Source organism: Enterococcus sp. AZ149 (assembly GCF_051714285.1).
Lineage (GTDB): Bacteria > Bacillota > Bacilli > Lactobacillales > Enterococcaceae > Enterococcus_D > Enterococcus_D entomosocium.
On the sequence record NZ_JBIORO010000001.1, the window covers coordinates 874,456 to 900,561 of the forward strand.

26 protein-coding genes are annotated in these 26,106 nt (G+C 41.0%); 16 read left to right on the top strand and 10 right to left on the bottom strand.

The annotated features are described in order from the left end of the window. The first annotated feature begins 216 nt into the window (after positions 1–216). On the top strand, positions 217–1,014 hold the full coding sequence (locus tag IGI94_RS04070; protein ID WP_438759208.1) for a DUF3825 domain-containing protein: 798 nt from the start codon (positions 217–219) through the stop codon (positions 1,012–1,014). 151 nt (positions 1,015–1,165) lie between these two features. Here IGI94_RS04070 and IGI94_RS04075 read toward each other — a convergent pair whose 3' ends face one another. The 5 genes from IGI94_RS04075 to IGI94_RS04095 form a co-directional block, all read right to left on the bottom strand. After that, positions 1,166–1,423, bottom strand: a complete 258-nt coding sequence (locus IGI94_RS04075) for a hypothetical protein (protein ID WP_438899975.1) — start codon at positions 1,421–1,423, stop codon at positions 1,166–1,168. After that, positions 1,341–1,610, bottom strand: coding sequence for a hypothetical protein (locus tag IGI94_RS04080; RefSeq protein ID WP_438899483.1), 270 nt, complete (start codon positions 1,608–1,610; stop codon positions 1,341–1,343). Before IGI94_RS04080 ends, IGI94_RS04075 begins: the two co-directional genes overlap by 83 nt. A 1-nt stretch (position 1,611) precedes the next feature. Next, positions 1,612–1,902, bottom strand: coding sequence for a DUF5960 family protein (locus IGI94_RS04085; protein WP_438899484.1), 291 nt, complete (start codon positions 1,900–1,902; stop codon positions 1,612–1,614). 11 nt (positions 1,903–1,913) lie between these two features. Continuing rightward, complete coding sequence (locus IGI94_RS04090; protein WP_438899485.1) at positions 1,914–2,243, bottom strand: hypothetical protein; 330 nt, start codon at positions 2,241–2,243, stop codon at positions 1,914–1,916. A 426-nt stretch (positions 2,244–2,669) separates the two neighbouring features. Next, positions 2,670–2,867, bottom strand: coding sequence for a hypothetical protein (locus tag IGI94_RS04095; RefSeq protein ID WP_194188516.1), 198 nt, complete (start codon positions 2,865–2,867; stop codon positions 2,670–2,672). A gap of 400 nt (positions 2,868–3,267) precedes the next feature. Here IGI94_RS04095 and IGI94_RS04100 point away from each other — a divergent pair, with 400 nt between their 5' ends. The 3 genes from IGI94_RS04100 to IGI94_RS04110 all read left to right on the top strand — a co-directional run bounded on the left by IGI94_RS04100 (position 3,268) and on the right by IGI94_RS04110 (position 5,938). Further along, positions 3,268–4,014: a YcjF family protein gene (locus IGI94_RS04100; RefSeq protein ID WP_194188517.1), complete on the top strand. Its 747-nt coding sequence runs from the start codon at positions 3,268–3,270 to the stop codon at positions 4,012–4,014. Positions 4,015–4,112: 98 nt separating this feature from the next. Then, positions 4,113–4,619 (top strand): hypothetical protein, encoded by a 507-nt coding sequence (locus tag IGI94_RS04105; RefSeq protein ID WP_420657454.1) that lies wholly within the window; start codon positions 4,113–4,115, stop codon positions 4,617–4,619. After that, on the top strand, positions 4,619–5,938 hold the full coding sequence (locus tag IGI94_RS04110) for a glycosyltransferase family 2 protein (protein ID WP_438899486.1): 1,320 nt from the start codon (positions 4,619–4,621) through the stop codon (positions 5,936–5,938). The genes IGI94_RS04105 and IGI94_RS04110 overlap by 1 nt, the downstream gene beginning before the upstream one ends. A 64-nt stretch (positions 5,939–6,002) precedes the next feature. Here IGI94_RS04110 and IGI94_RS04115 read toward each other — a convergent pair whose 3' ends face one another. Further along, positions 6,003–6,701, bottom strand: coding sequence for a GntR family transcriptional regulator (locus IGI94_RS04115; protein WP_034868333.1), 699 nt, complete (start codon positions 6,699–6,701; stop codon positions 6,003–6,005). Positions 6,702–6,900: 199 nt separating this feature from the next. Between IGI94_RS04115 and IGI94_RS04120 the strand changes: the two genes are divergently transcribed. From IGI94_RS04120 to IGI94_RS04135, 4 genes are all read left to right on the top strand, one after another. Further along, positions 6,901–8,280: a glycoside hydrolase family 1 protein gene (locus tag IGI94_RS04120; RefSeq protein WP_438899487.1), complete on the top strand. Its 1,380-nt coding sequence runs from the start codon at positions 6,901–6,903 to the stop codon at positions 8,278–8,280. A 12-nt stretch (positions 8,281–8,292) separates the two neighbouring features. Then, on the top strand, positions 8,293–9,606 hold the full coding sequence (locus tag IGI94_RS04125) for a PTS sugar transporter subunit IIC (protein ID WP_430619378.1): 1,314 nt from the start codon (positions 8,293–8,295) through the stop codon (positions 9,604–9,606). Positions 9,607–9,752: 146 nt separating this feature from the next. Further along, complete coding sequence (locus IGI94_RS04130) at positions 9,753–10,052, top strand: MazG-like family protein (protein WP_005237365.1); 300 nt, start codon at positions 9,753–9,755, stop codon at positions 10,050–10,052. 71 nt (positions 10,053–10,123) lie between these two features. Next, positions 10,124–10,582 carry a GNAT family N-acetyltransferase gene (locus tag IGI94_RS04135; RefSeq protein WP_438899488.1) on the top strand — a complete coding sequence of 153 codons (459 nt, stop codon included), beginning with the start codon at positions 10,124–10,126 and terminating at the stop codon, positions 10,580–10,582. Between the two features lie 345 nt (positions 10,583–10,927). Here the strand turns inward: IGI94_RS04135 and IGI94_RS04140 are convergent, their stop codons facing one another. After that, positions 10,928–11,068 (bottom strand): hypothetical protein, encoded by a 141-nt coding sequence (locus tag IGI94_RS04140; RefSeq protein WP_005237363.1) that lies wholly within the window; start codon positions 11,066–11,068, stop codon positions 10,928–10,930. A gap of 611 nt (positions 11,069–11,679) precedes the next feature. On the opposite strand from IGI94_RS04140, the gene IGI94_RS04145 reads away from it, so the two are divergent. Further along, entirely contained in the window at positions 11,680–13,323 is a 1,644-nt protein-coding gene (locus IGI94_RS04145; RefSeq protein ID WP_008377254.1) for a C40 family peptidase, read from the top strand. Between the two features lie 244 nt (positions 13,324–13,567). Then, positions 13,568–15,340, top strand: coding sequence for an oleate hydratase (locus tag IGI94_RS04150; protein WP_086332105.1), 1,773 nt, complete (start codon positions 13,568–13,570; stop codon positions 15,338–15,340). An 87-nt stretch (positions 15,341–15,427) separates the two neighbouring features. Here IGI94_RS04150 and IGI94_RS04155 read toward each other — a convergent pair whose 3' ends face one another. Beyond that, on the bottom strand, positions 15,428–16,216 hold the full coding sequence (locus tag IGI94_RS04155) for a MerR family transcriptional regulator (RefSeq protein ID WP_016613781.1): 789 nt from the start codon (positions 16,214–16,216) through the stop codon (positions 15,428–15,430). Positions 16,217–16,289: 73 nt separating this feature from the next. Here IGI94_RS04155 and IGI94_RS04160 point away from each other — a divergent pair, with 73 nt between their 5' ends. From IGI94_RS04160 to IGI94_RS04175, 4 genes are all read left to right on the top strand, one after another. Then, complete coding sequence (locus tag IGI94_RS04160; RefSeq protein ID WP_008377258.1) at positions 16,290–16,913, top strand: GNAT family N-acetyltransferase; 624 nt, start codon at positions 16,290–16,292, stop codon at positions 16,911–16,913. 156 nt (positions 16,914–17,069) lie between these two features. Then, the gene (locus tag IGI94_RS04165; protein ID WP_438899489.1) at positions 17,070–17,909 is read left to right on the top strand and encodes a Cof-type HAD-IIB family hydrolase; all 840 of its coding nucleotides are present in this window, start codon (positions 17,070–17,072) and stop codon (positions 17,907–17,909) included. Between the two features lie 108 nt (positions 17,910–18,017). Then, positions 18,018–18,965: a hypothetical protein gene (locus IGI94_RS04170; protein WP_005237351.1), complete on the top strand. Its 948-nt coding sequence runs from the start codon at positions 18,018–18,020 to the stop codon at positions 18,963–18,965. Between the two features lie 228 nt (positions 18,966–19,193). Further along, positions 19,194–20,858 (top strand): peptide ABC transporter substrate-binding protein, encoded by a 1,665-nt coding sequence (locus IGI94_RS04175; protein WP_005237349.1) that lies wholly within the window; start codon positions 19,194–19,196, stop codon positions 20,856–20,858. 193 nt (positions 20,859–21,051) lie between these two features. On the opposite strand, the gene IGI94_RS04180 is transcribed toward IGI94_RS04175, so the two are convergent. Both IGI94_RS04180 and IGI94_RS04185 read right to left on the bottom strand, forming a co-directional pair. Further along, complete coding sequence (locus IGI94_RS04180) at positions 21,052–21,633, bottom strand: polymer-forming cytoskeletal protein (protein ID WP_005237347.1); 582 nt, start codon at positions 21,631–21,633, stop codon at positions 21,052–21,054. A gap of 245 nt (positions 21,634–21,878) precedes the next feature. Continuing rightward, positions 21,879–22,688: a MurR/RpiR family transcriptional regulator gene (locus tag IGI94_RS04185; RefSeq protein WP_008377267.1), complete on the bottom strand. Its 810-nt coding sequence runs from the start codon at positions 22,686–22,688 to the stop codon at positions 21,879–21,881. Positions 22,689–22,795: 107 nt separating this feature from the next. Here IGI94_RS04185 and IGI94_RS04190 point away from each other — a divergent pair, with 107 nt between their 5' ends. Beyond that, a complete protein-coding gene (locus IGI94_RS04190) occupies positions 22,796–24,667 on the top strand; it encodes a beta-glucoside-specific PTS transporter subunit IIABC (protein WP_086299180.1) in 1,872 nt (623 codons plus the stop codon). Further along, positions 24,664–26,106 carry a glycoside hydrolase family 1 protein gene (locus IGI94_RS04195; protein ID WP_244733267.1) on the top strand — a complete coding sequence of 481 codons (1,443 nt, stop codon included), beginning with the start codon at positions 24,664–24,666 and terminating at the stop codon, positions 26,104–26,106. The genes IGI94_RS04190 and IGI94_RS04195 overlap by 4 nt, the downstream gene beginning before the upstream one ends.

The following is a 26,106-nucleotide window of genomic DNA, read 5'->3' on the forward strand; positions in this document are numbered from 1 at the left end:
AACTTAAAATCTTTTCAATCTTAAATCTAAAACAAACTTATCATCAACTAAAGATTTTTTTGGTAAACACTCTTATCGTCAAGTAAAAATTTATTTTCAACTAACTAATATCATCTACGAGTTAATATTAACATTTCTTTGGATAAAGTCAACATATAGATTTTAGATATGATATGATTATTGAAAATAATCAACAATGAACAAGGAGAGATAAGTATGATACCAGAAGATTTGTTTCAATTTGCGTATTGTAGAACTAAAGAAATGAATTTTAAAGATTATATTAACGAACTTTCAAGAAAAGCAATTAAAGAAGACTGGGGGAATGAAAATAGAATACTAAAAAATTATTTAAATTTCACTTTTAGTAAATTAGCTTCAGATTATAATATGAATTCTATTGAAGATAAACACAAATTTGTATGTTTTAATTCTGATAAATGCTGCTTCAACACTGGACTTTTCAATGAATATTATGAACCGATTTTTGCTTATTTTAAGAAAAATGTCTATAAAAAAGAAGGGGATGATCAGTCACCTTGGTTTTTAGTAGGCTTTAAAGTTCCCAGTGACTCGGAACTTAATGTTTTTGAGGAGCTTCCTTTAAGAGCTCAATTTTTTAAAGAGGCATCAGACTTAGTATATGATTATAGATTAGAGATAAGAGCAAATGTCAGACATATTTTAGGAGACAAAGAAAATATTAACCGTCTTCCTAAAAGTTATAGTGAAATGGAGCCTCTAGTTTTGGTTCAAATTCTTGAAGGTGCTATCAAAACTGCTGAAAAAAGAGTATCTGCAAATTATAAATTAGCAGTTCCGCAGTTTTACAAAAACAACTTACAGTTGTTAATTCCTCTTTCTTTAATTAAAGAAAATCAAGCTGATTTAGCGTTAGTTTTGAAAAAAGAAGGCAACATTTATACCGCTAGAACGTGTTTAACTCTTGATATGGCGTATAACAATGCTAGACTTATTGTAAAACCGGAATCAGAGTGGTTAAAAGCTCAATAATGAAATAATATAATTGATTACCACTCTTTAAAAGGAGTGGTTTTTTGAAAAAAAAGCACAGCATATTCTCATATGCCGTGCAAGTGGAACTATGTTCCGTCATCATAATAATCATCATATGGTAATTTGCTGAATAGGAAAAGTAAAACGCTTATCGAACATTGATATTTTCAAATTCAATCATAATCTTCGTCTTGCCAATCACCGAATATTTCCGGACTATGAATTGATTTCTACTATTATACTCACCAGCAACCACAATCTGCATTCCCTCATCCACATCGGCTAAGAAGTTCAAACTATGCCCCGCAATTAAACAATTCGCTCTACCAATCGAGAACCGCACCAAAGGGGTCTTGCTCATCTTCAACACACGTATCTTCGATACATAGCCTTTCATCGATTTCATAACAATCGCCTCCATAGTGTTGTACATAATAGCGACAATCCGTTTTACCTAAAGTGACAGCAACATAAAACGCGACACATTTTGCGCCGAATAAAGCTTCCTGTGACTCAGAAATACTGCACGGATAATCATTTATAAACTCAGAGAAGGATAGGTAATCCTGCTCATATTGACTGATTATGTTCATATCAGTTACCTCCGGGCTTATATTTTATATTCGGATCGTATTTTCGGAGAATTTTGTCTTGAGTCCTAACGTGATCGAACAGATAATTTTCACCGTCTATTTTAAATACAAAAGCCAACTCTTCAGAATAATGACTATAGCTGATGGGTACAGTAAAATAGGGTTTCCCGAAGTTCTCCATCGTCCGAACAAACTGATCGTAAAGTAAGTGTGCTGGACCCATTCTTTCTATAAACTCGTAGTAATATCTTTCTAATGCATAGGTCCGTTGGTACGCAAGTGGTATTTGCATATCAATCACTCCTATTCCATTTCAACTTCTGCTAAGGATTCGGATAGTGTATCAAATAAATTTTCCTTTTCCATGAACCTTAGCCAGTCATTGTATGGATCCAAGGCCCTGCTATTAGGAGCTTTGTCCATCCTTTTAACAGACTGATAGATATTTTTTGCAGCTTGATCCCACATACCCTCGATTGCTCTATTTACTTTTTTATTGTTCCACTTAGCCTTTCCAGACCGTAATTTATTTTTGGCGATTTGGAAGTCCTCGGCTTTTTGCATAAATACTTCGTAACCAGATAGACGGTTTTCCAAAAGGTTTTTAAAATCATTATATTTCAATTTGACCACTCCTCTTGTTTATTTCTTCTTCAGTATACGAACGTTTGTTCGTTTTGTAAAGGGATTAAATAAAGAATAGGGGGCAAAAAAGGGGCAAAATAACTTTATTAGTTCGAACTAGTTGAATTATTTTTATACTTTAAATTGATCAAAAGGCTATTATATAGGCATTTTTATACTGGTATAAATGAGTGTGTCAGACAATCTTAGATGGGCGGCATGATGTAAGCAAGCCTTGAGAACTCCTCTTTTGAGGGGTTCTTTTTTTGTACGATCAAAAAATACTTTAACACAGTAAAAGACAAAAAAACTCTCTTCTTAGTATTCTAAGCACCAAAGAATTGGTTCATTGCTTGAATAAAAGGAGAAAGGACTGGTAGATATGAGCTATCTATTTGTCTTGTAAAGGCAGCGTGTTTTCTAAGGAACCGTGAATTACAACCGTTCCCAAAATCCCTGGGCAAACCCAGTAATAAATTCATAAAGAGCCGGCAGTATCACAGAAACACATAAGACGATAAAGACCATTTTCTGAACAGGTGTTAATTGTTTGAGGAAATGGTCTTTTGTGAACAGTAAATACACGATACAGATAACGGCAAGTAGTTGTAATAGATCAAATAAAATGGACAAGAAGATCACCTTTTCTAATTAGATTATATGGATGTTATAATGATGGATTGTCTTAGTATAGAACAAAGATTTGAATGATATTGTTCTGAGAAAAACGTGAAGATCAACGTTTATAAAGAAACGGTATTTCGACACCGAAGAATGCGAAGATACCGCTTAAAAGAAAGTAAGTCAATAAGCCTAAATAAAAAAGGACTTTCCAATTCAATTTCTTTTTCATTTGATCCACTCCTTTTGTGTATCATAGCATAAAAAAACGATAATATAAATAAATAATCTAAAGATGCAAATTTGCATTTTTCAGCAAGTGTAAGCTCTCTCAAGCTACATTTTCGCTATCTTGAAAAACCTGAGCTAAAATAGAAAGAGGAACAAAATCATGGCTCACTTTGATTTTTAAATGAACAATGAGTCGAAAGAAGGAGACATTTCTTTGAAAAAACCATGGATAAAACGCAAAAAGAAGCAAAACGAAAATGAATTATTAACGGAACAGTCCGTTCAAGTCGAGCAAAGTCAAACGAGAGAAGAGCTGCAAGAAGAAGCGGAATTTACTTCTTTTTTTGCGGATGTCATGAAGCGAATGCCGAAAAAATCGGCTGCCCTTGTGATGAAAGGCTATGACGGATCAAAAGCTCAGGCGGAAAAAGTGTTAGCGAAAAGCAAGGATCAATTTGATCAGGTGTTTGAGGAGTTTTTGGTTGGCGTAGATGATGAAACGCGGAAAAAAGCCCACCGCACGATCCATGCGGCTTCTTTGACGGCGGCGATCATCGGCTGTTCACCGATTCCCTTTTCAGATGCAGTGTTACTTGTGCCAGTTCAGATGACAATGATGGCCCGTTTGTATCGTATTTTTGGGCGAACATGGCGTGAAGGGTTAGCGAAAAGTATCTCGAAAGAGCTAGTCGTTGTGAGTTTCGGTCGCAGTGCCGTTGGCAATATCTTGAAATTTATCCCAGCAGTTGGTACCGTTGCCGGAGCTGCGATCAATGCCAGTGTGGCTAGCGGTATTACCGAAGCATTAGGCTGGGTGACCGTCAAGATGCTGAATGATGGGGAAGATGTGTTTGAGCAAGTGATGTCCTTTAAAGGCCAATTTCACACGCTGTTCAATGCGTTGAAAGTTGGCAAGAAATCCAAGTAGGTCAAAAAGAAGAACGAAGCAGGTCCATCAAAAGACGACGTGCTTTTGTTGCTTCTTTTTCTTCACAGCAAAAAAATACTTTTTAAGGAGTGAGTAAAATGAAACAACGAGTGACACGGGAAGAAGTCAAAGAACGGTTGGTCACCGATGCGTATTTTCAAAAAGGTCGTTCTGCTTTGAAGACCCGCCAAACGATTTTGACGATTCTTGCTTGGCTGATGGTCTTGGTTCCGTTTGTCTGGCTGGCCATCCCGCTGACTTTACCGAATCTGGCGGATCGGATCGCCTTTCGGACATATCTGGAAGAAGCAGTGACTTTTGATTTTTTGGCGTTGTTCTTAGGAATTTCTTTTTTGGTCTTGGTTCTGACATTTACTTTGTTGACCTTGAGGAACAATCGCCGTTTCAAACGATTGCTACAAAAGCAATCGATGCATGACGAAGTTGCCTTAGAAAAACGTAAAGAAGTATTAGAAGGATTTTACGAAGAACGCTTCGGAACGAAAGAAGAGCGTCACGCTGCCAAGTACTATGCCGTTGCTCCTGAGCAAAACATTGGAGAAACGGAGATCCAAGAACTTTTCCGTAGAAATGGGGTGGGCTGATGGTTGTCAATTTTGATACTGGGTTCCCGTGGTTGGATACATTTTTAACGGTCGTTTTAATGATTCTGTTCACGTATCCCATTTTAGGTGGCTTTGCTTGGTTCATCGGGGTGATCTGCAATCGTTTTTTGTTCCGCTATCGTCAATTAGAGTGGATACCGATCCCCGAAGAGATCGAGCCGATGATCACCATTATGGTACCGGCTCACAATGAAGAAGTCGTAATTGAAGACACGATTCATTATTTAATGAACAATCTAAACTACAGCAATTATGAGGTGTTGGTGACGGATGATGGCTCAACGGATCAAACTCCTGTGATACTAGACCGATTGATGGAACAGTACCCGAATCTAAGGGTTTTGCGCATCGAAAAAAACCAAGGGAAAGCCCATGCCTTTAATATTGGTGTAGGGTTTGCTAAAGGGGAATTGATTTTGAGCAACGACGCAGATACGGTCCCTGAACCTGATGCATTGTGGAAATATGTCAATTATTTCATCCGCCAAGATTCCATCAATATCTCTGCCATTACGGCGAATATGGACGTTCAAAATCGCACAACGATCGTCGGGAAATCACAAACCGTTGAATTTTCAAGTATCGTAGGAATTATCAAACGAACCCAGCAAGCCGTTTTCGGCGTCATCTATGCCTATAGCGGTGCCAACACAATGTATCGTAGAGCCGCATTGATGGATGTTGGTCTCTTTCGACAAAATCGTGCCACGGAAGATATCAGTATTGCCTGGGACCATCAATTCCATGGTTGGTTGTCCTTATTTGCGTCACGAGTGATGTTTTTCATGGAGGTGCCAGAAACACTCAAGATGCTCTATCGGCAACGGAAACGTTGGGCGAAAGGCGGAACGGAAGTGTGGTTGACCAATTTTAAAAAAGTTTTCTTACACCCTTTTGAAAATATCGGACGAACCGCCATGTTTGTGGATCAGTCCTTAAGTATTATCTGGTCATTCTTTTTCTGGTTGTCTTCGGCTTTGTTTGTTTTTTATCTGATTTATTATGGGGCAACTGGGAATTACGAGCGGATCTACCATATGTTTACGATGGCCTTTCTCTTCGTTTGTTTTGAGATGATTGCAGGGGTCATGCAGCTATTTACCAGCCTTTTGGCGGATGACAACCGCAGCAAGCTGAAGTATTTCCGCTTTGCCCCTTTTTACATGCTGTTTTACTGGATGATTAATGCCATAACGATCGTCACTCCCTTTATTCCAGCCGTCAAAACCATCCTTGGCTACGGTAGCGGCGTTTGGGTCAGTCCCGAGCGAACGGCGAAAAAAAACGAAGAATCTTAACGAGTTCACCTTTCCTAGACAATAAAAACAAGTCTGAGTTTTCTTCAGACTTGTTTTTTTGCCATTAAGGTTCAGAAAGATAGTAAATCTCACGATTTTGGTAAGGATAACGAGTTTGTGAAAATTCGAAGGGCCGCCCGTCGGAGAGACGAGCAACTTGTTCTAATTCTAAGATCGGATCATTGGGATCAACTTCTAAATATTTGATATCATAGGAATCCGCTTTGTCGGCACGGATTTTACGTATGGCGGGGCCTATTTTGAGGTGTAAGGAATCAGTGATATATCGATAGATCGAGTGTTCAAGGATCGCCATATCAATATCGGGAATGGTTTTGATGGGCATGATCGTGTACTCCAATTCAAAGGGTTCGTTATCAACATAGCGCAGTCGTACGATATCATAAACAGGTTCGTTTTCTCGCAAGGACAAGTAATCCATTTCGTTGGCTTCTGGGAAACGAACATTGAAACTAATGATTTTACTTTGCACTTTATGCCGCCCGCCATATCGGTTGACTAGACCGATATACTCATTGATCTGTCCTTGGTAGGTCGCTGAATTGACATAGGTGCCATGACCTCTTTTGGTGGAAATCAGGCCTTCTTGCTTCAGTTGATTTAGCGCTTTTTGGATCGTCATTCGCGAGGTTTGAAATCGTTTGGCTAACGCCGTTTGTTCCGGTAGTTTTGATAAAGCTGGAAAAACACCTTCATAAATATTCGTCCGCAACTGATCAACAATCTCTTTGTATTTTGTCATAGTCATCACTCCTTATGTAAAGAAATTCATGGACTTGAGTTTTGTTTGAAGGGGATAAAAACAAGGTATATCATTAAAGAATCAACTGCAATTCAAATGTACAGAAAAAGCTTTACATGTGTGTTTGAAAAATTTACATGCCGATTTCACCTAATTATAATAGGTTTTGTAAGCGAATACAAATGATGGAGGAATCACTATGACAACATTTTATTGGGGGAACAGTGTCAGCAGTATGCAGACAGAAGGTGGTTGGAATGAAGGTGGTAAAAGCTTATCCGTTTATGATATACGGGAAGCTTCGGAACAGGCTAGCGATTGGCATGTAGCAAATGATAACTATCATGCGTATACAGAAGACTTTGATTATATGCAAGATTTGGGGATGAACATGTATCGTTTCCAAATTTCTTGGTCAAGGGTCGTTCACGATGGAGATGGTGCTTTTAATGAAGAAGGGATCGCCTATTACGATCGTTTTATTGATGATCTGTTAGCTCGAGGAATCGAGCCTATGATTTGTTTGTATCATTTTGATATGCCCCTGCATCTGGCGAAAACCTATAACGGGTTCATCAGCAAAGAAGTGAAGGACGCATTCATTCGCTTTGGTAAAGAAATGGTGGATCGTTTTGCGGATAAAGTCCATTATTGGTTAACCTTTAACGAACAAAATCTATTCCACCAAGACCATGGTTTTAAGATCAGCGGCTATTTAGAAGGGGAAGAAACAACAGAAGAATTGTATCAAATTTTCCACAATGTCATGGTTTGCCATGCAGAGATCTGTAACTATCTTCATGAAACAACAAATGCGAAGATTGGCGGCATGCTGGCGTATTCTGAAGCGTATCCAGCGACTTGTCGTCCACAAGACATCAAAGCAGCAAGAGAGTTTGATGAATTTGCGAATTTTGCTTTATTAGATTGCTATGCGCACGGCAAGTATTCGGCAGCACAAGACCGATACGTGAAAAATCATCAACTCAATATGAATATTTTACCTGGGGAATTAGAAGCGATCGCAGCGCAGAAAAATGATTACATTGCCTTTAGCTATTATGCTTCTTCTACCTTGAACGCTGAAAAAATCCCTGAAGGAACGCCGCCAAATCGGTACATGACTTTTGGAAAACAAGACAATCCGTATATTGAAACGACGGAATGGAATTGGCAAATTGATCCGCTCGGCTTCCGTGATGTCTTAAATAAAGTCTATCAGCGGTACCGGTTGCCAGTGTTTCCGATTGAAAACGGAATTGGTGTCAGAGAGCATTGGAATGGCAACGAACCGATTCAAGATGATTACCGGATTGCCTACCATCAAGAGCATATTCGAGCGATGTTTGCAGCGATGGTGGAAGATGGAGTGGTCTGTCTTGGTTATCTTGGCTGGGGACTGATCGACATTTTGAGCTCTCAAGGTGATATGGAGAAACGATACGGACTTGTGTATGTCAATCGTGGCAATCATGAGTTGCGAGATATGAAACGTGTGCCGAAAAAATCGTATGAATGGTTCAAAGAAGTGATCAAAACGAATGGTAGTACGATCTATACAAACCCATATGCAGAATAGGAGGAACAGAAAATGGCAGCAGAAAAGCGCACGTTTTTAGATAAATTTACAGAGTTTTCGGTCCGTCTCGGCAATCAGGTTCATCTCAAAAGTCTTCGTGATGCGTTTGCGACCTTAATGCCTGCCTTTATTATCGCAGGGATCGCTGTGTTGTTTAATAATGTCTTCTTTCCGTGGTTCTTAGAAGGGGCTGCCTTGGCGCGAATGCAAGTGTTTGGCAATTCCATCACCAATGGAACATTGAATATCGCCGGTTTGCTGATTGCTCCGATGATCGCCTACTTCCTTTGTCGCAACAAAAATAATCCAAGCGCTATCAATGCAACTTTTGTGGCAACGACTTGCTTAGTGGTCATGTTGGCGATGGCTCATGCCGTGATGCCAGAAGGCACCCAAGCAGAAGTGACCATCAGTGGTGTGATGCTGTTTGATGATGTCGGGACCAAAGGGATGTTTTCTGGAATCATTTGTGGGCTAGTTGCCACGGAATTATTTATTCGGCTATCAGAAAACAAGCACTTAAAAATCAATTTAGGGGATCAAGTTCCTCCTGCCGTCAGCAAATCCTTCAGCACGTTGATCCCTGCTATTTTAGTGATTTCTTTCTTTGCCTTAGTTGCGACCGTGCTAGCAGCCTTTGATACCGATCTGATTCAAATCATTTCCACAGTGATCCAAGAACCACTGCGTTTATTGAACACATCGATTTTTGGGTTCTTGATCATCTATTCAACGGGCAACTTTCTGTTTACTTTAGGCATTCACCAAACCGTCATCAATGGCACCTTATTAGATCCATTGCTGTTAGTCAATATGAATGAAAACATGCAAGCCGTGCAGGACGGTGCTGCGCCGCCCAATATCTTAAATTCAGCATTCGTGACGGTTTTCGCACAACTAGGCGGGACTGGATTTACGATCAGCTTGATCATTGCAGTGCTCTTATTCGTCCGCAATTACCAACCTTTTCGGGATGTCGTCAATCTATCCCTAGCTCCGGGTATTTTTAATATCAATGAGCCAATCATCTTTGGTTTACCGATCGTCTTCAATTTACCCATGATCATTCCCTTCGTTGCAAGTCCAATTGTGGCGACGTTGATTGGCTACTTTGCTACCGCAGTAGGATTCATTGAGCCACTTTCTGTGATGGTTCCTTGGACGACACCACCAATTCTTAGTGCATTGTTGGCATCAAAAGGGGATTTTAAAGTTGTTTTGGTTCAAGTGATCATCATCGTCGTCTGTGTAGCAATCTATTTTCCATTTTTAAAAATCGCTCAACGGGTTGCAATCAAATCTGCTGAATTGGAGCGGGCAGAATAAAAAAAGGGAATCCTATATTATAGTGACCTACAAAAGTTAGATCAAAATTCTAACGTTTTGGGGTCACTATTTTTTGAGGTGATTTTTTTACTAAGTTTCTATTTTGAATTTTAATTAAATGGTATACTATCCCAAAAGGAGCGACTATGAAACTATCAGAAATGCAAAAAGCGATTTATCAAAACAAGATTGATCACCAATTCAATGTCACCAATATTGAAAAAGAGTTTTTGGCTTTATATGGTGAAATAGGGGAGGCCTTTGATGCCTATCGGAAGCAACAAGAGGTAGGAGAAGAATTGGCGGATGTGGCGATTTATCTTCTTGGGTTAGCAGAAATCCTTTCCATTGATCTTGAAGCAGAGATTCATAAAAAAATGGCCGTCAACCAAAAGCGCCGTTATATCAGTTATGGCAATGGCTATGCAAAACGAATCGATGATTGATACACGCACAAAAATTAGTGGATTCTTCGAGTATAGGCTCGACCGAAATAGAAAGGGAAGCAGGAGATAGGATGGAAAAGAACGTAAGCATGCGTGAATTAACAACGGCAGATTTAGCAGAAGTCGTGGACCACTATATTGCTGTATTTTCAGCAGAACCATGGAATGACCAATTGACAGTGCCGCAAATCACCGACTATGTATCATCAATGATGGCAATGAATACTTTTATTGGTTATCGACTAACAAACCGATCATCGAATGAATTGATTGGTCTTTCATTGGGCTTTATCAAGCCCTGGTATCAAGGAAAAGAGTATGTGGTCGACACCTTTTTAATTACAGGCACGCACCAAGGAAAGGGCTTGGGTTCCACTTTCTTAGAAATGATCAAAGAGGATCTGCTCAAGAAAGAGATTCCAACGATCCTGTTAGATACCGAAGAAAGTATGCCCGCAGCGGATTTTTACAAAAAGAATGGCTTTAAACCGTTACCAGATAATGTGAGCTATTATTTATCTCTAGATTAATTCAAGCATGTCAATAACTAAAAAGTCTGCGAAAAAATCGCAGGCTTTTTAGTTATGCACAGTTTCAACAGGTTTATCCACAATATATTGTAGGAACGTGTTTTCGCCTACTAAATATTGTGTTTAAGACCCGTTGGAATAAGAAACTGTCGCTTCTTTTGAGGAAGAGTTTCCCTTTATTGCATTGATGGTAGTCATTCGGTGATTTTCAAGGTGAATTGACAATGGTTGAGATAGAAAGTATCATAGCCTGCTTTTTTTTCGATTACAATAAAGACGAGACTCGCCACCCTTCGGCGAAGCCTCGTCTTTTTACAGATCAACAAAAAAAGAAAACGCAGGATTCTACGCTTTCTTTTTCTGTTCTTCTTTTTTCTTGTCTGTGGTCGGTACGGAATCTAGGGCTTTTTTGAAAATCTCTTCTTTTTTCGTTTTGTAGTTATGTTGTCGTTCAGCATAAACTTTTTCTTTCGTCTTTGTTTTCATACTCGGTCACCTCTTCCTTTTTTTTAGTATAGCATAATTTCACAAACTTATGCAAATTCTTGGTTTTCTCCTTGGTATTATAAACTTTCGTATGAAATACATTGTGAAAATATTTCTTTCGGTAGAAGTGAGGGACTTCTCTATCAAAAAATTCGTATCCGGTTGGAAGCGATGTAACAGGATTTCATCATAGCGTCGATCACACTTGTGAAAGAAGCATTCTTTTTGAAAAAACTTTTTCACAGAATCCCGTGTGTAAAAAAGGAATGATAAATGGGTGATTTTAGTATCGATTTTTGAAAAAGGGGATCAGGAAAGAAATGTTATTCAAATAACAGTCTTGATTTTCAAAAAGTGGGTTTGTTTGCAAAAAAAATCCTGTTTTTATTCGCGAATTAAAATAACGTTGAATGAAATAGCATTTTTTTGTTGTTTATAGAAATCTTTGTAAATATAGTGTCAGTGGTCAGCGTCAAAGAGAAAGTGATTAAAAAGAATAACGCAGGAAAATAAATGACACGTTTTATTAAACGCAAATTAAAAAAATACAAAACGAAAACAATATCAAAAAATATTAATTTTTGTTAAAATGGGGTACAGGGGGTGTTTTATTGGAATCTCGGAAAATCAAACGGAAGCGTTTAGTGAAACAAAAACGGTCCCTTTTCGTACAAAAAGGATTGGGTATCACAGCAGCGTTAGCATCAACTTCAGGTGTCTTTACGTCTCTTGCTCATGCGACCGAAACGACGAACGCTTCGTCATCAACCAACACAACTGCTACTCTTGCCAGATCGTCAGCTGAAACGGCGATCAATCGACAATTTAAAACAACAGCTTCACTGAATGTTCGTTCAAATGCTTCAACGAGCGCCTCTATCGTAAGTGGTGTAGGAGCAAATACAACAATCACTGCGGTGGCTCAAAAGAACGGTACCTCAGTGAATGGCAATACAATATGGTATAAGCTATCAACAGGCGGCTGGATCTCAGGGGCTTATGTGAAGAGCACCTCAGGCTCTTCTTCTGCCAATACAGGCTCGTCCAATTCGTCGTCTTCTTCATCGGAAAAAGCAATTTCGAAATCAGTGAAAACTACTACTGCATTGAACGTCCGTTCAAATGCAACGACAAGTTCTAGTGTCGTACGCGGTTTGAGCAGTAATGCGACAGTACAGGTCGTTGCACAAAAGAGTGGGACATCGGTGAATGGCACGACCACTTGGTACAAATTGTCCACAGGCGGTTGGATCACGGCAGCCTATGTCAAAGATGTTTCCAGTAGCTCCACAGGCAATAGTTCTTCTGGCGGCAATACAAGTGTTTCTGCAGAAACGGCTATCAGCAAGAACGTGAAAACAACAGCGGCATTAAATGTTCGTTCGAGTGCGTCAACAAGCGGCAGTGTCGTTGGCAGCCTAAGCAACAGCACGACGGTGAAGGTCGTTGCCCAGAAAAATGGCACATCCGTTGGCGGCACCAATGTTTGGTACAAAGTATCGACTGGTGGCTGGATCACAGCGGCATATGTGCGTGACGTCACGTCTAGTTCTGGAAATACAAGTAATAACAATAATTCAAACACAGGTTCAAACAATACTGGTTCATCAAACGGCTCAAGCAATGCGAGTGAGCAAGCCATCAATAAGACGTTCCAAACAACCACTGGGATGAATGTGCGCTCAAATGCATCGACTTCTGCAAGTGTGGTCAGCAGTTTGGGCAGTAATGCGACCTTCAAAGCAGTGGCTCAAAAACAAGGCACGTCAGTCAATGGCAATACCACTTGGTATAAGTTATCAACGGGTGGCTGGGTATCTGCAGCATATGTCAAAGAAGTCAGTGCGACGACTCCTGGCAACAATAACAACGCAGGCAATACTAATGTTCCGATGAGCGTGAACGGAGCAGCGATCGTTGCAGAAGCTAGAAAACATATCGGCACTCCTTATCAATGGGGAGGCAAAGGACCAGATGTCTTCGACTGTTCTGGGTTTACACGCTACGTCTTCTTAAAAGTGACGGGCAAAAACATCGGTGATTGGACAGTCCCACAAGAAAGCGCAGGGACGATCATTCCTGTCTCGCAAGCACAAGCTGGCGACTTGCTGTTCTGGGGTCAAAAAGGGAATACCTACCATGTAGCGATCGCTACAAGTAATACAAGCTATATCCATGCGCCAAGCACGGGTTATACAGTCACCGAAGCACAATCAGGCTTTTCGACTGCTAGCTTCGCTCTACGCGTGAAATAAATATTTTATTGAAAAGGCAAAGGGTTTGTCCTTTGTTAGAAACGCCCCTAAGAAAGCTGCAATCAGTTTTCTTAGGGGCGCTTTTTGTGCTGGGCGCAGATCTTCTAAAAGGTGGGACTTTGCCCTTGTTTTTTTGACAAAAAGGCCGATTTGTCAAAATCACTTGATTTTACTAGTACAAATTTTTGTCAAAAAAAATAGTTACTGATACCATAAAAACGTACCAATATTAGGAGGGATCTACATGAGATATACGAACGGAAATTACGAAGCTTTTGCAAGAAGCAGAAAACCGAAAGATGTCGAAAAGAAAGAAGCCTATATTGTTGGTGGTGGATTAGCAGGACTTGCTGCGGCAGTCTTCTTGATCCGTGACGGCCATATGGCGGGTGAGAAAATCCACGTCCTTGAAGAACTTTCTTTATCAGGCGGTTCATTAGACGGAAAATTCATTCCCCATGATGGATTTGTGACCCGCGGCGGTCGAGAAATGGAAAATCATTTTGAGTGTCTGTGGGATTTATTTCGCTCGATTCCGTCTTTGGAGGTGGAAGATGCTTCGGTGTTAGATGAGTTTTACTGGTTGGATCACGATGATCCAAATTCGTCTAACTGTCGGATCATCCACAATCGCGGCCAACGAGCAGCAGATGATGGAGAATTTACCTTGTCTGCTACAGCACAAAAAGAATTGACTCAATTATTTATGACTTCAGAAGATCAATTGATCGGGAAAAAAATCGAAGATGTTTTTGGCGAAGAATTCTTTGAATCCAATTTTTGGCTATACTGGTGTACGATGTTCGCCTTTGAAAAATGGCATTCGGCGATTGAAATGCGGCGCTATGTGTTGCGTTTTGTGCATCATATCGATGGCTTGCCTGATTTTACCGCGTTAAAATTTACCCGTTACAACCAATATGAGTCATTGGTCAAACCACTACTTGCTTATTTGGAAGAACAAGGAGTCGACTTCCAATATGAATGCACAGTCAGCAATATCGATGTTCGGATCGTGGGCGAGGAAAAAGTTGCTCAAAAACTTGTGCTAGAAAAAGCGGGGGCAATCGAAGAAATTCCTTTGTCAGAAGATGACTTGGTCTTTGTTACCAACGGATCGATCACTGAAAGTTCCACGCAAGGGGACCATTATACTCCAGCGCCTATCTCAAAAGCACCTGGTGGTAGCTGGCGTTTATGGAAAAACTTGGCGGCGCAATCGCCTGAGTTTGGTCATCCAGAAGTCTTTTATGAAAACTTACCTGAAGAAAGCTGGTTTGTTTCGGCAACTGTCACTTGGCAAAATTTTGATGTTGAACCTTATTTAGAAAAATTGACCCATCGCAAGTTGCGAACAGGCAGAATCGTCACTGGGGGGATCGTCACCATCAAAGATTCCAATTGGATGATGAGCTTTGCGACCCATCGCCAACCGCACTTTAAAGAACAAAAAGACCAACAAACGATCACATGGGTGTATGGATTGTTGTCAAATACGCCAGGAAACTACATCAAAAAACCAATTGAACAATGTTCGGGACAAGAAATCGTGCAAGAACTGCTTTACCATTTAGGCGTGCCGGAAGCAGAAATCCAACGCATTTCAAAAGAATCAAGTGTGGCAGTTCCGGTTTACATGCCGTTTATCACTTCCTACTTCATGCTGCGTGAGCCAGGGGATCGGCCATTGGTTATACCAAATGGCTCCAAAAACTTAGCTTTTATCGGTAATTTCGCAGAGACTGAAAGAGACACTGTTTTTACAACAGAGTATTCCGTTCGGACTGCAATGGAGGCTGTTTATCAGCTATTAGATGTGGAACGCGGGGTACCAGAAGTGTTTGCTTCCGCTTATGATCTGCGTACCTTGGCCAAAGCTGTCTATTATCTGACCGATAAGAAAAAAATCACGGAAATGGAGCTACCATTTATCGAACGGAAACTATTGGAAGGCTTCGTTAAGAAAACCGAACATACCTACATTGGCGATCTGTTGAAAGAAAACCATTTGATTTAATTAAAACACAACGACGGCGAGGCGAAAGAAACTGCTCGTGGTCGTTGCGTTTTTTCATTTACTTTTTAGTGTTGTTTAGACGAATCCTTATTCCTCAGATAAAATCCGTACTTGGATCTCTGTCAAATAAGCTTGCTCGTTGCTAAGGGTCGTTTCATGGATCGATCGTTCATAGAAGTAGTCATCGATTTGCCATTGGTGCGCTGCAATCAGCTGCTTGAGTTTTTGATAGAACTGCTTCAATCCTTCGTCATCCCCCTGATAAATGGTGGTTAAATAGCAACCTGCTGGTTTCACGAAGGAAGCTCGTTGTGGTTCTTCTTGCCGCACATAAACGTAGTCGATGTCCTGCGTATTGTCTTTGTTCGTCCGAATCATAAAACCGTATTCGTTATTCGAGAAAAGATAAGGCTGTGCCATCAAAAGGTCGTAGGCTTGGGTGATCATCTCTGGGATGCTGCTGCCGTTTAATCTAGGACTAAGGGAGAAATACTCCTCTGGCTGTTCCTTCAAGGTGAAGGGGGAAGTTTTTTCTGCAGCCAGACGCAAGTCCGCTGCTTTTCGTTCGATGATTTTTTGGATGTTGGTCAACTGCTGAATTTTTTCATCGATGGTTTGCCGCTTGGCTTCCAATAAGTTTCTCATGGTCTCGGCATCCCCCTGCAACGCTGTTTGAATCTCTTTTAAGGGCATCGATAATTCTTTCAATGACAGGATCAATCCGAGATCCAAAAGTTGATCAAGGGAATAATACCGGTACCCGTTCTCGTCTTTGCTGTTTGGTTGAAATAGCCCAATCTCGTCATAATAGTGGAGTGTCCGAGTATTGATTCGCGCTAAGCGTGCCATTTCCGATACTTTTAATTTGGTTTTCATGGCGTTCCTCCTTGACTTTACAGTTACTGTAAACTTTATACTAAAGATAGTCAACTACTGGGAGGAAGATAGAATGAATAAACAAGTAACATATCGACCATTTAAACGAGAAGATCTGCCTGCGCTTGTGCAAGTAATTATTGATAGCTGGAACTACGACAAGCAATTTGACCAGAAGACCGCCAAACACTTTGCTCATGTCTTTTTGTGTTATGAACTTGCCCGTGCTACCTATTCACGTGTGGCTCTTTTAAATGGTGAAGCTGTCGGTATCTTATTAGCAGACAGTAAAAGAGGGAAGAAGCTTCATCCAATGCGCTATTGGGGGAAAACGATGTGGCATGCTGGCTGCTTAATGCTTTCTAATCAAGGGAGAAACACGCTGCTGCATTATGCCAAAGAGGTGGCTGAGTTAAATCAAGCGATGTTGAAAGACTTACAAATTCCTTTTCAGACCGAAGTTGGTTTGTTTGCCGTTAGTCCCAAAACACAAGGATTGGGTGTAGGCAAGCAACTCTTTACTTCCTTCTTAGCGATGGTCCAGCATGATAAAACAGCTCCGTTTTTCCTTTATACCGATACCACTTGTAATTACGGTTTTTATGAGCATATGGGCTTGAAGCGGGCAGCTGCTGTGAAACGCTGGATCAAAAAGCCGATCAAGAAGGAAATCGAGTTTTATATCTATACTTCCTAAGAGTGCAGCGATGCACTCTTTTTTTCATTGGCTAGTATGGTAAACTGGAAGCAAAGAAGGACAAGAAAGCTGTTTTCGTTTTATGGAAACGGCGCTTGTTTTGGTCGAAAGCGATGGATCAATTCGCTTTCGTAAAAAGGATGGGAATGGGAAAGGATGGTTTATTTGGAAAAAAAGCAGATTGGGTTTATTTTAAGTGATATCGATGGGACGATCTTGGATCATAAACATCAAATCGATCCGGTTTTGATTGAAGAAATCAAACGGTTGAAGCAGCAAGCGATTCCTTTTGTTTTGGCTTCCGCTCGCTCCCCGAAAGGAATGCTACCGATAGCTGAAGAATTAGAGATAGAAGACTGGCCCTTGGCTTGCTACAACGGTGCCCTGATTGGACGGTACGATCATACGGGTACGCTTGTACCAATATTTAGTCATGAGGTCAAAAAAGCAGAAGCAAAGACTTTGGTTGCTCGCATCAAAGCTGATTTTCCTGCCGTTTCCATCAATGTCTACTCTGGTGATCAGTGGTATTGCGAAAGAGTGGATCAGTGGGCACAGGCAGAAGCGGCGATTACCAAAGAGACCCCTTTGGAAACTTCATTGGAACAACTGTTGGCACAAGAAGCTTTTGAGGTACATAAGTTTCTTTTGATCGGCACAACGGCAGAAATCCAAGCGCTTCATGCTGCCTGCCAGAACGCTGACTTATTAGAAAGCGCCTTTTATTTATCCAAAGAGAATTATTTGGAAGTCACTCATCAAGCTGTGGGAAAAGATAAGGCGCTAAATGAATTAGCGGCCTATTTCCAAGTGCCGCTGGCGCAAACCTTAGCGATCGGCGATAATTTTAATGACCTGCCAATGATTGCTTCAGCCGGTATCGGTGTTGCGATGGAGAATGCGCCCGATTTGGTCAAAGCAAAAGCTGATTTTGTGACGGCTAGCAATACAGACCATGGGGTTGCTGATGCATTGCGGCGATTTGTCACAGAATAAATAAAAAAACTAGGTTTTTTGAACAAATTGATTGACTTTCATTTCTACTCTCCTTAAACTTTTAGCTATACCTAAAAAGGTAAGTGTTTGTTGGAAAGAAGGAGAAAAATGAATAAGAAGATCGAGAAGACATTGACCAAATTTGCCGAGCCGTTGGGGCTCTCAGTTGATACTTCCACCGGGGTGATTTATGGAACGTATCATAGTTATAAACTTTTTTTAGTTCAAGAGAATAACAATAGTTATTCTCTTGTGGCTCATTTTTCCCTTAGCAAAGAGGGGGAACTTCCGAACCAAGAAGAAGTCAAAGAAGTTTTAAGTGAGTCAAAAGAGATCACCGACTGTGTGATCCAAGGATATCAAGTTGCCTATACATTACGCGGAGCGATGACTGCAGGGAAAACTGTGGACAAGATCCGTACTGCGTTGGACCAATTGACGAATTTCTTGAAGACGAAAGCTTACCAAAATGCTTGTACCTTCTGCGGAACGATCACTGAGCCGGTTTCGCTGTATGCTATTAGCGGCACTCCCGTCATTGCGTGTGAAGCTTGCTTTAAGAAACAACAAGAAGCGGTCCTTGCACAAGAACGGGAAAAAGGGCAGAAAAAAGAAAATTGGCTAGCTGGAACAGTGGGCGCGTTTCTTGGTTCACTGATTGGTGCCGGCGCAATTATTTTATTAGGACAACTGGGATATGTAGCTGCATTGTCTGGAATCGCAATGGCGATCTGTGCCATCAAAGGGTATGAATTATTAGGTGGAAAACTCAGTACAAAAGGTATTATTAGTAGTATCATCGTCATGATCATTATGGTCTATGTCGGGAATCGTATCGACTGGTCGATCAGTGTAGCGAATTATTACACAGACGTTGATGTCTTCTACGCTTTCCGTATTTTACCTGATTTGATTCGTGAAGGGTATTTGGAAGCGAGTCAATATTACGGGAACTTAGGTCTGGTCTATCTCTTTACGGCGATTGGGGCTATTCCAACTATTATCGCTGCGGTACGAGAGGGGAAAGTGACGCGTCAAAGCTATAAAATGGAGTAATCCACTTTTCTATCCAAAGATAAAAAAACGCAAAGCGCGATCTCTTTCGCTTTGTGTTTTTTGTTTTTGTGTCATAAATAATAACATGCAGTGTTAACATAAAAAATAAATAATAATAAAATGAGAAAAATAGCTTGCTTTTATAATTAATATTTATTAAAATCTTATTTACATTCAGAGTTTTGTAATAATTCTGAAAATTTTGGATTTTCATAAGGGGTAGGTAAGATGAAGAAAAAATGGGGATATGGTGTCATCGCTGTTTGTGGAATCGTATTAGCAGGTTGCTCAACAGGAGGGACATCAAGTACAGGTGAAAGTTCAAGTGGTAGTGGGACAGCAGCTGCCGAACAAATTTTTAATGTTGTGGTTCAACAAGAAATGCCTAGTGCTGATCTATCCTTAGCCACCGATACGATCAGTTTCAGTGCTTTAAATAATGTGTATGAAGGGTTGTACCGCTTAGATGCTGATAGTAAGCCCGAACCAGCAGGTGCCGCCGAATTAGCGGAAGTCAGTGAAGATGGTCTGACCTATAAATTGAAATTACGTGAAGATGCCAAATGGTCAAATGGAGAACCAGTAACAGCAGCGGATTATGTCTTTGGCTGGCAACGCACCGTAAGTGCGGAAACAGGTTCTGAATATGCGTACTTATTTGCGCCCGTAACCAATGCCGAAGCGATAACAGCAGGTGAAAAAGATGCCTCAGAATTGGGGATCAAAGCAGTCAGCGACTATGAATTAGAAATCACGCTGACGACACCTACGCCATACTTCCAATACTTATTGGCATTTCCATCCTTCTTCCCACAAAGCCAAGCAGTCGTAGAAGACAACGGCGATCAATATGCTTCAACAAGCGACAATGCCGTTTACAATGGACCGTTTGTGTTAGCTGGCTTTGATGGTCCAGGAACCGATACAGAATGGTCATATGAAAAGAACGACCAATATTGGGATAAAGATACGGTGAAACTTGATACGATCAATGTCAGTGTCGTAAAAGAATCATCGACCTCTTTGAATCTATTCCAGGATGGGCAAGCGGACGACGTCATCTTAACAGGAGAATTGGCGCAGCAAATGGCCAATGATGAAGCGTTTGTGTCAGAACCATTAGCCCGTACTTCCTATATCGAGTTGAATCAGCGAGAAGAAGATTCGCCATTTCGCAATGAGGATCTGCGTAAAGCAATCTCTTATGCCATCGATCGTGATGCATTAGTGACATCGATTTTAGGTGATGGTTCATTGGCTTCCACAGGATTGATACCAAAAGGAATGACCTTTAACCCAACTGATAATACTGATTTTGTCGATGAAGCGGAAAGTGTCATTGAATACGATCAAGAAAAAGCCAAAGAACATTGGGAAAAAGCCAAAGAGGCTTTGGGAATCGATTCTTTAAGTTTTGAAATTTTGGCCTCTGACACAGACTCAACCAAAAAAGCCATTGAATATATTCAAAGTGCGATTCAAGATACGCTTGATGGGGTGAAAGTTAGCCTAAGTCCAGTACCTTTCTCCGTTCGCCTTGATCGTTCAAACTCAGGTGATTTTGATGTCGTTATGGGTGGCTGGGGTGCTGACTATGCGGATGCCAGCAGTTTTACAGATCTATTTGTAACCGATAATTCATACAACCGAGGTCGTTGGACAAGCGATGAGTACGATGCAGCAGTGAAATCATCTGCCACGACAAATGCTGGCAATCCAGATGCCCGCTGGCAAGATTTGTTGGATGCAGAGAAAATCATCATGGATCAACAAGGGGTTATCCCTGTGTACCAAAACGTTGAAGCTCATTTACGTGCACCAAAAGTAAAAGGGGTCGTTTCTCACGGTGCCGGTGCGCAATACGATTACAAGTGGGCAGTTATTGAAGAATAAGCGCCTAAAGAAGAAGCTGGTTTTGCGTAAGCAAGCCAGTTTTTTTCTTGTGCTTTGTTCTTACTTACACAATGTTAGTAATGAGAGCGGATGCAATTGTTTATAAAAAAACAAAAAAAAGTTGACAAGGATCAATGATCAACTTGTCAACCTCGTTTTTTCTTCATCTATTTCACAGAAATCCAGTGAAAGATTATTCGCTAACTGTTACGTCGCCTGTTACAGAAGCGCCATCTTCGTCAAGTGTTGCTGAATCTTGGAATTCTTTTGAAGTGAATGTTACGTTACCTTCAACTTTTGCACCGTTCAATACAAAGCCGTTTGCATTCACTTCAACGTCACCTTTGATTACACCGTGAACGATGTTGAAGTTTTCTGAGTTAACGATCAATTTAGGAACAGTTACTGTGTACTCAGCTGTTACGTTGCGGTCTTCATCTTGTGAGTACAATGCAAATTTACGGTAGATATCAGCTGAGTCATCGCCTTTATCATGGAATTCGCCATCAACGGTTACATCGTTATCAAATGTCATGTCAGCAGTTACAGCAACGATCCAGTTACCATCTGCACCCAATGCTTTTTCAATGACTGAAGTTTGGTCACTGATAGAAGCAGTTGAAACAACATCATCTGATGATTCAGTTGATGCAGCAGTTGAAGCTGCTGTTGATGATGAGCTTGCAGCTGTGTCGTTATCTGAACTACATGCAGCTAAAAGAGTGCCTCCCATAAGCAATGATGCAGCGATTAAAGTGATTTTAGTTTTTTTCATGTTTCCTTCTCCTTTGTATTCCCATAGTTTTCTTAAAAACAAAATGATTATACCATACCGAAGTGAAGTTTGTGAAACAAAAAACATAAATGAGGAGAAATTTAATAAATATCAGCCTAGGATTAAAAAAATTTCAAAGAAACTAGGAATAAATGCGTGACGCTTACGAATGAATGAGACATCTCATTCACAAAGAACCCTCCATTATGGAGGAAATGCACTTCTTCTATAATGGAGGGTCATTACTACATTCGCTTTCGATCAGTCAACTGCTTGAACTTCGATACGATCAAATCCATGATGAACTGATACATAAAGGCATGGGTTTGGAAATGGGTTTGATGAGGGAAGATGATTGCTTCTTGGACAAAGGGAAGTTCCGAGATCTGTGGGTTGGCGGTGATCACAATGACTTTGGCTTTGGTTCGATCAAAGAAATCTTTTCGAGGCGTTCCATTTCGAATTTGTTGCTTGGTCAGGTAGTCACCGGAATTGGTAAAAATAATAAAAAGCGATTCTTCATCGGCAGATTTGATGATTTCTTCCTGTACGAGATCGTCTTGGAAGGTCCGAATGAACTTGCCGTTGTAAGCTAGTTTGATCTGGAAATCAATAGCAGCCGATTCTGAGAATAATATTCCAAAAGCAAAGACATTTTTATGCGAAACAATTGCTTGTGCGACCCGTTCGATGGCTGGCAGATCAAGATGATGCCGCAGATAATCGATGTCTTGTATCACTGCGTCAAAATAGGAGTCTACGCCTTCTTGCTCCAAAGCAGACAAAATATTCGAGCGATAATTTAGCGGATTGTTGAAGCGGTTCTCGATGAAAGCTGCGTTGTCTTTTAAATCACCATAGTCATCAAAGCCTAAGGTACGGGCGAATTTTGAAACGGTTGACTTTGACACATGGCAAAGAGCGGCGAATTCACCAATACTTAGAGTTTGGATCTGATCGTAATAGTTGATCATGGTCAAACCGATATAGTAGTTGGTGGAATCAGTGGGTGCATTATTTAAAAGATTCAATAAACGAATGATTAAGAGGCCCATTTTCTTTCCTTTCTTGTAAGCAGTTTCCAAATTGCGAACTTTCGCAGGTGAGAGAAAAAAATCTGCTATAGTAACGCCATAAAGCGCTTTATAAATCAAACACGGGAGTGAGTCATTTGGCAAAAGATTATTCAAAACTTGCTAGTGAAATTATAGCACAGGTCGGTGGGGAACAAAATATCGTTAGCCTGTATCATTGCATCACTAGATTGCGTTTTAAGTTGAAAGATGTCGAGTTGGCACGAAAAAATAAGAACAAAATTCAGCAGCTTGATGGGGTATTGTCAGTCATTGAAGGAAATGGCCAGTTTCAAGTCGTGATCGGGAATCATGTGGCAGATGTTTTTCAAACGATCATGAGCAAGTATTCGATCCAAAACGCTTTGGAAAGTGATGGAGATGCCGAAGAATCAACAGAAAAACAAGGCAATGTATTTATCCGATTCTTCAATGTATTGTCTGCGATCTTTAATCCAATCATTGTTGCGCTTGCAGGGGCAGGGATGTTGAAAGCTTTACTAGTTGTTTTTACGACCTATCATTTGATGGACGCAGAAGGAAGCACCTATAAAATATTAGCTGCTGCTGGCAATAGTGTCTTTTATTTCTTGCCTTTATTTTTAGCGATCAGTGCAGCGCGGATTTTCAAAGTCAATATGTTTATTGCTTTAGCAATCGTTGGGGCGTTGCTGGAGCCGAATTTTACAGCAATGGTGACGGAAAACGGTGTGACGGTTGATTTCTTTGGCATCCCAGCTGTGCTGATGGGGTATTCGGGTACCGTGATTCCAGCGATCGTTTCGATCTATATCTACTCGCACTTGGAACGCCTACTCAAACGGATCATTCCTAAGAGTATCGAGATTTTTGCTCTATCGCTAGTGGCTCTTTTGATCATGGTGCCTCTGACCGTTTTGATCATTGGACCGGTCGGTGTAATGCTTGGGGACGGTTTAGGCAATGCCATGAACTTTATCAGCGATAAGAGTGGGCTGTTGGCTGGCTTGTTGATCGGTGGCGGTTGGACATTCTTAGTAATGATCGGGATCCATTGGGGAGTTGTACCGATCATGGTCAATAACCTAGCGGTATATGGCTATGATACGCTGCGCCCGATGATCGCAGCAGCAACATTTGCGAGTGCTGGGGTTGCTTTAGGTGTATTTTTACGCTCTCGCAGAAAAGAAACCAAAGGTCTGGCGCTATCTTCCTTGCTTCCAGCATTGCTTGGAGGAATTACAGAACCCATCGTCTATGGACTTTCGGTAAAATTTAAAAAGCCGTTGATTGCTCAAACCATCGTTGGTGCCATTGCGGGTGCGTTTATGGGCATGATGCAAACCAAGGCCATCGTCTATGTTTTTCCAGCATTGACGACATTGCCAGCTTTCTTTGGGGACACCTTTGTGTACTATTTGATCGGCATTGCCTTTGCGTTCTTCGGTACTGCTATTTTGACCTATGTATTAGGATTTGAAGAAACGCTAGAACCTGTTTTAGAAGAAGGTGCAGGGCTGCAAGTGATGACACCAGTTGCTGGTGAAGCGATCACGCTTGATGATGTCAAAGATGAAGTATTTTCTTCTCGAGCAATGGGAGATGGATTAGCCGTTTATCCATCAGCCGGCGATATTTATGCGCCACTTACTGGTACGGTTGTGACAGTGTTTCCAACTGGACATGCTTTTGGGATCCAATCAGCTGCTGGGACGGAAGTGTTGGTTCATATCGGCTTAGACACGGTTGATTTAGCAAAAGGCGTGTTTGAGATTTCGGTGAAACAAGGGGATCAAGTCGTGAAGGGGCAAAAAATTGGCACCTTTGACTTAGCAAAAATTATTGAAAAAGGATATGATCCGACAACCATGTTGGTCTTTACCAGTGTGATCAAAGAAGATGCATTGACAGTTGTGGATCAAGCGAAAAAAGACGTTACCGCATTGGTAGCAAATGATTTATTAAAAGGAGCGATTTCATGAGTGTATTTCCAAAAAATTTCCTATGGGGCGGCGCGATCGCCGCAAATCAAGCCGAAGGAGCTTATTTGGAAGGAGGAAAAGGATTAAGTGTAGCAGATATTTTACCAGTTGGTGAAAAACGTATTGAGCAAGTTTCACTGCAGCTTGAAGAGGATAACTTTTATCCGAGCCATGAAGCCATCGACTTTTATCATCGGTACCCAGAAGACATTGAACTGTTTGCGGAAATGGGCTTGAAGTGTTTGCGTACCTCAATTGCTTGGAGTCGCATTTTTCCGAATGGGGATGAGACGGAACCCAATGAAGCAGGTTTACAATTTTATGATGATTTATTTGATGCCTTGAATGAAAAAGGGATCCAACCAGTTGTTACATTAGCTCATTTTGAGACGCCACTGCATTTGGTGACGAAATATGGTGGTTGGCAAAATCGTGCACTGATCGATTTTTTTGATCGGTATACAAAAGTGGTTTTTGCACGCTACAAAGGGAAAGTGAAATATTGGATGACTTTCAATGAAATCAACCATACCCATACGATCCCGTTACTCGCAGCAGGTATCGATGTGTTTTCTTTCGAGACTGAAGAAGAAAAATTACAGGCACTTTATCAAGCAAGTCATAATATGTTTGTTGCAAGTGCCAAAGCAGTTCTGGATGGGAAGGCAGTAGATGAAAACAATCAGATTGGCTGTATGCTGTCACTGAGCCCGATTTACCCTGCGACGTGCAACCCGCAAGATGTTTTTGAATCGTATCAACTGCGCCGTCGTTCCTTGTTCTATAGTGATGTGCAATTGCGAGGAGCCTATCCGGAATACTTCGACCGCATCGTGAAGGATAATCATCTGTTGCTGGACATTACAGAAGAAGATCTAGCGATCATTAAAGCGGGGACCTGCGATTATTTAGGCTTTAGTTTTTACCGCAGCTCATTGCATGAAGCAGGCATGAAAATTTTAGGCAATACTGGCGGATTACTAGGGAAAAAGAATCCTTACCTAAAAGAAACTGCTTGGGGATGGCCGATCGATCCGCTGGCATTACGCTATGTTTGCAGCGAATTGACTGATCGCTATCAAAAACCATTATTTATCGTTGAAAATGGAATTGGTTTAAAGGATGTTGTCAATGAAGATGGATCGATCGTCGATGAAGAACGGATGGCCTATTTGAAAGACCATGTAGAAGCAATGGCGGAATCGATCAAAGATGGCGCAACGATTCTAGGCTATACATGGTGGGGACCGATCGATATCGTTTCTGCGGGGACAGGAGAGATGGAAAAACGATACGGCTTTATCTATGTTGATAAGCAAAATGATGGTAGCGGAGATCTTTCCCGCAAGAAAAAAGCTAGTTTTGCGTATTATCAGCAAGTGATTGCCACGAATGGGGAAGCGTTGGCGTACGAATCATTTTTGAAAGGCGGCAAGTAA

Coding starts and splice junctions, on each gene's coding strand:
- IGI94_RS04125 (WP_430619378.1), top strand. CDS start 8,293: ATGGCAGCAGAAAAGCGCACGTTTTTAGATAAATTTACAGAGTTTTCG.
- IGI94_RS04100 (WP_194188517.1), top strand. CDS start 3,268: ATGAACAATGAGTCGAAAGAAGGAGACATTTCTTTGAAAAAACCATGG.
- IGI94_RS04120 (WP_438899487.1), top strand. CDS start 6,901: ATGACAACATTTTATTGGGGGAACAGTGTCAGCAGTATGCAGACAGAA.
- IGI94_RS04130 (WP_005237365.1), top strand. CDS start 9,753: ATGAAACTATCAGAAATGCAAAAAGCGATTTATCAAAACAAGATTGAT.
- IGI94_RS04150 (WP_086332105.1), top strand. CDS start 13,568: ATGAGATATACGAACGGAAATTACGAAGCTTTTGCAAGAAGCAGAAAA.
- IGI94_RS04160 (WP_008377258.1), top strand. CDS start 16,290: ATGAATAAACAAGTAACATATCGACCATTTAAACGAGAAGATCTGCCT.
- IGI94_RS04135 (WP_438899488.1), top strand. CDS start 10,124: ATGGAAAAGAACGTAAGCATGCGTGAATTAACAACGGCAGATTTAGCA.
- IGI94_RS04115 (WP_034868333.1), bottom strand. CDS start 6,701: ATGACAAAATACAAAGAGATTGTTGATCAGTTGCGGACGAATATTTAT.
- IGI94_RS04185 (WP_008377267.1), bottom strand. CDS start 22,688: ATGGGCCTCTTAATCATTCGTTTATTGAATCTTTTAAATAATGCACCC.
- IGI94_RS04075 (WP_438899975.1), bottom strand. CDS start 1,423: ATGAAATCGATGAAAGGCTATGTATCGAAGATACGTGTGTTGAAGATG.
- IGI94_RS04105 (WP_420657454.1), top strand. CDS start 4,113: ATGAAACAACGAGTGACACGGGAAGAAGTCAAAGAACGGTTGGTCACC.
- IGI94_RS04140 (WP_005237363.1), bottom strand. CDS start 11,068: ATGAAAACAAAGACGAAAGAAAAAGTTTATGCTGAACGACAACATAAC.
- IGI94_RS04085 (WP_438899484.1), bottom strand. CDS start 1,902: ATGCAAATACCACTTGCGTACCAACGGACCTATGCATTAGAAAGATAT.
- IGI94_RS04175 (WP_005237349.1), top strand. CDS start 19,194: ATGAAGAAAAAATGGGGATATGGTGTCATCGCTGTTTGTGGAATCGTA.
- IGI94_RS04155 (WP_016613781.1), bottom strand. CDS start 16,216: ATGAAAACCAAATTAAAAGTATCGGAAATGGCACGCTTAGCGCGAATC.
- IGI94_RS04070 (WP_438759208.1), top strand. CDS start 217: ATGATACCAGAAGATTTGTTTCAATTTGCGTATTGTAGAACTAAAGAA.
- IGI94_RS04080 (WP_438899483.1), bottom strand. CDS start 1,610: ATGAACATAATCAGTCAATATGAGCAGGATTACCTATCCTTCTCTGAG.
- IGI94_RS04180 (WP_005237347.1), bottom strand. CDS start 21,633: ATGAAAAAAACTAAAATCACTTTAATCGCTGCATCATTGCTTATGGGA.
- IGI94_RS04165 (WP_438899489.1), top strand. CDS start 17,070: ATGGTTTATTTGGAAAAAAAGCAGATTGGGTTTATTTTAAGTGATATC.
- IGI94_RS04110 (WP_438899486.1), top strand. CDS start 4,619: ATGGTTGTCAATTTTGATACTGGGTTCCCGTGGTTGGATACATTTTTA.
- IGI94_RS04170 (WP_005237351.1), top strand. CDS start 18,018: ATGAATAAGAAGATCGAGAAGACATTGACCAAATTTGCCGAGCCGTTG.
- IGI94_RS04195 (WP_244733267.1), top strand. CDS start 24,664: ATGAGTGTATTTCCAAAAAATTTCCTATGGGGCGGCGCGATCGCCGCA.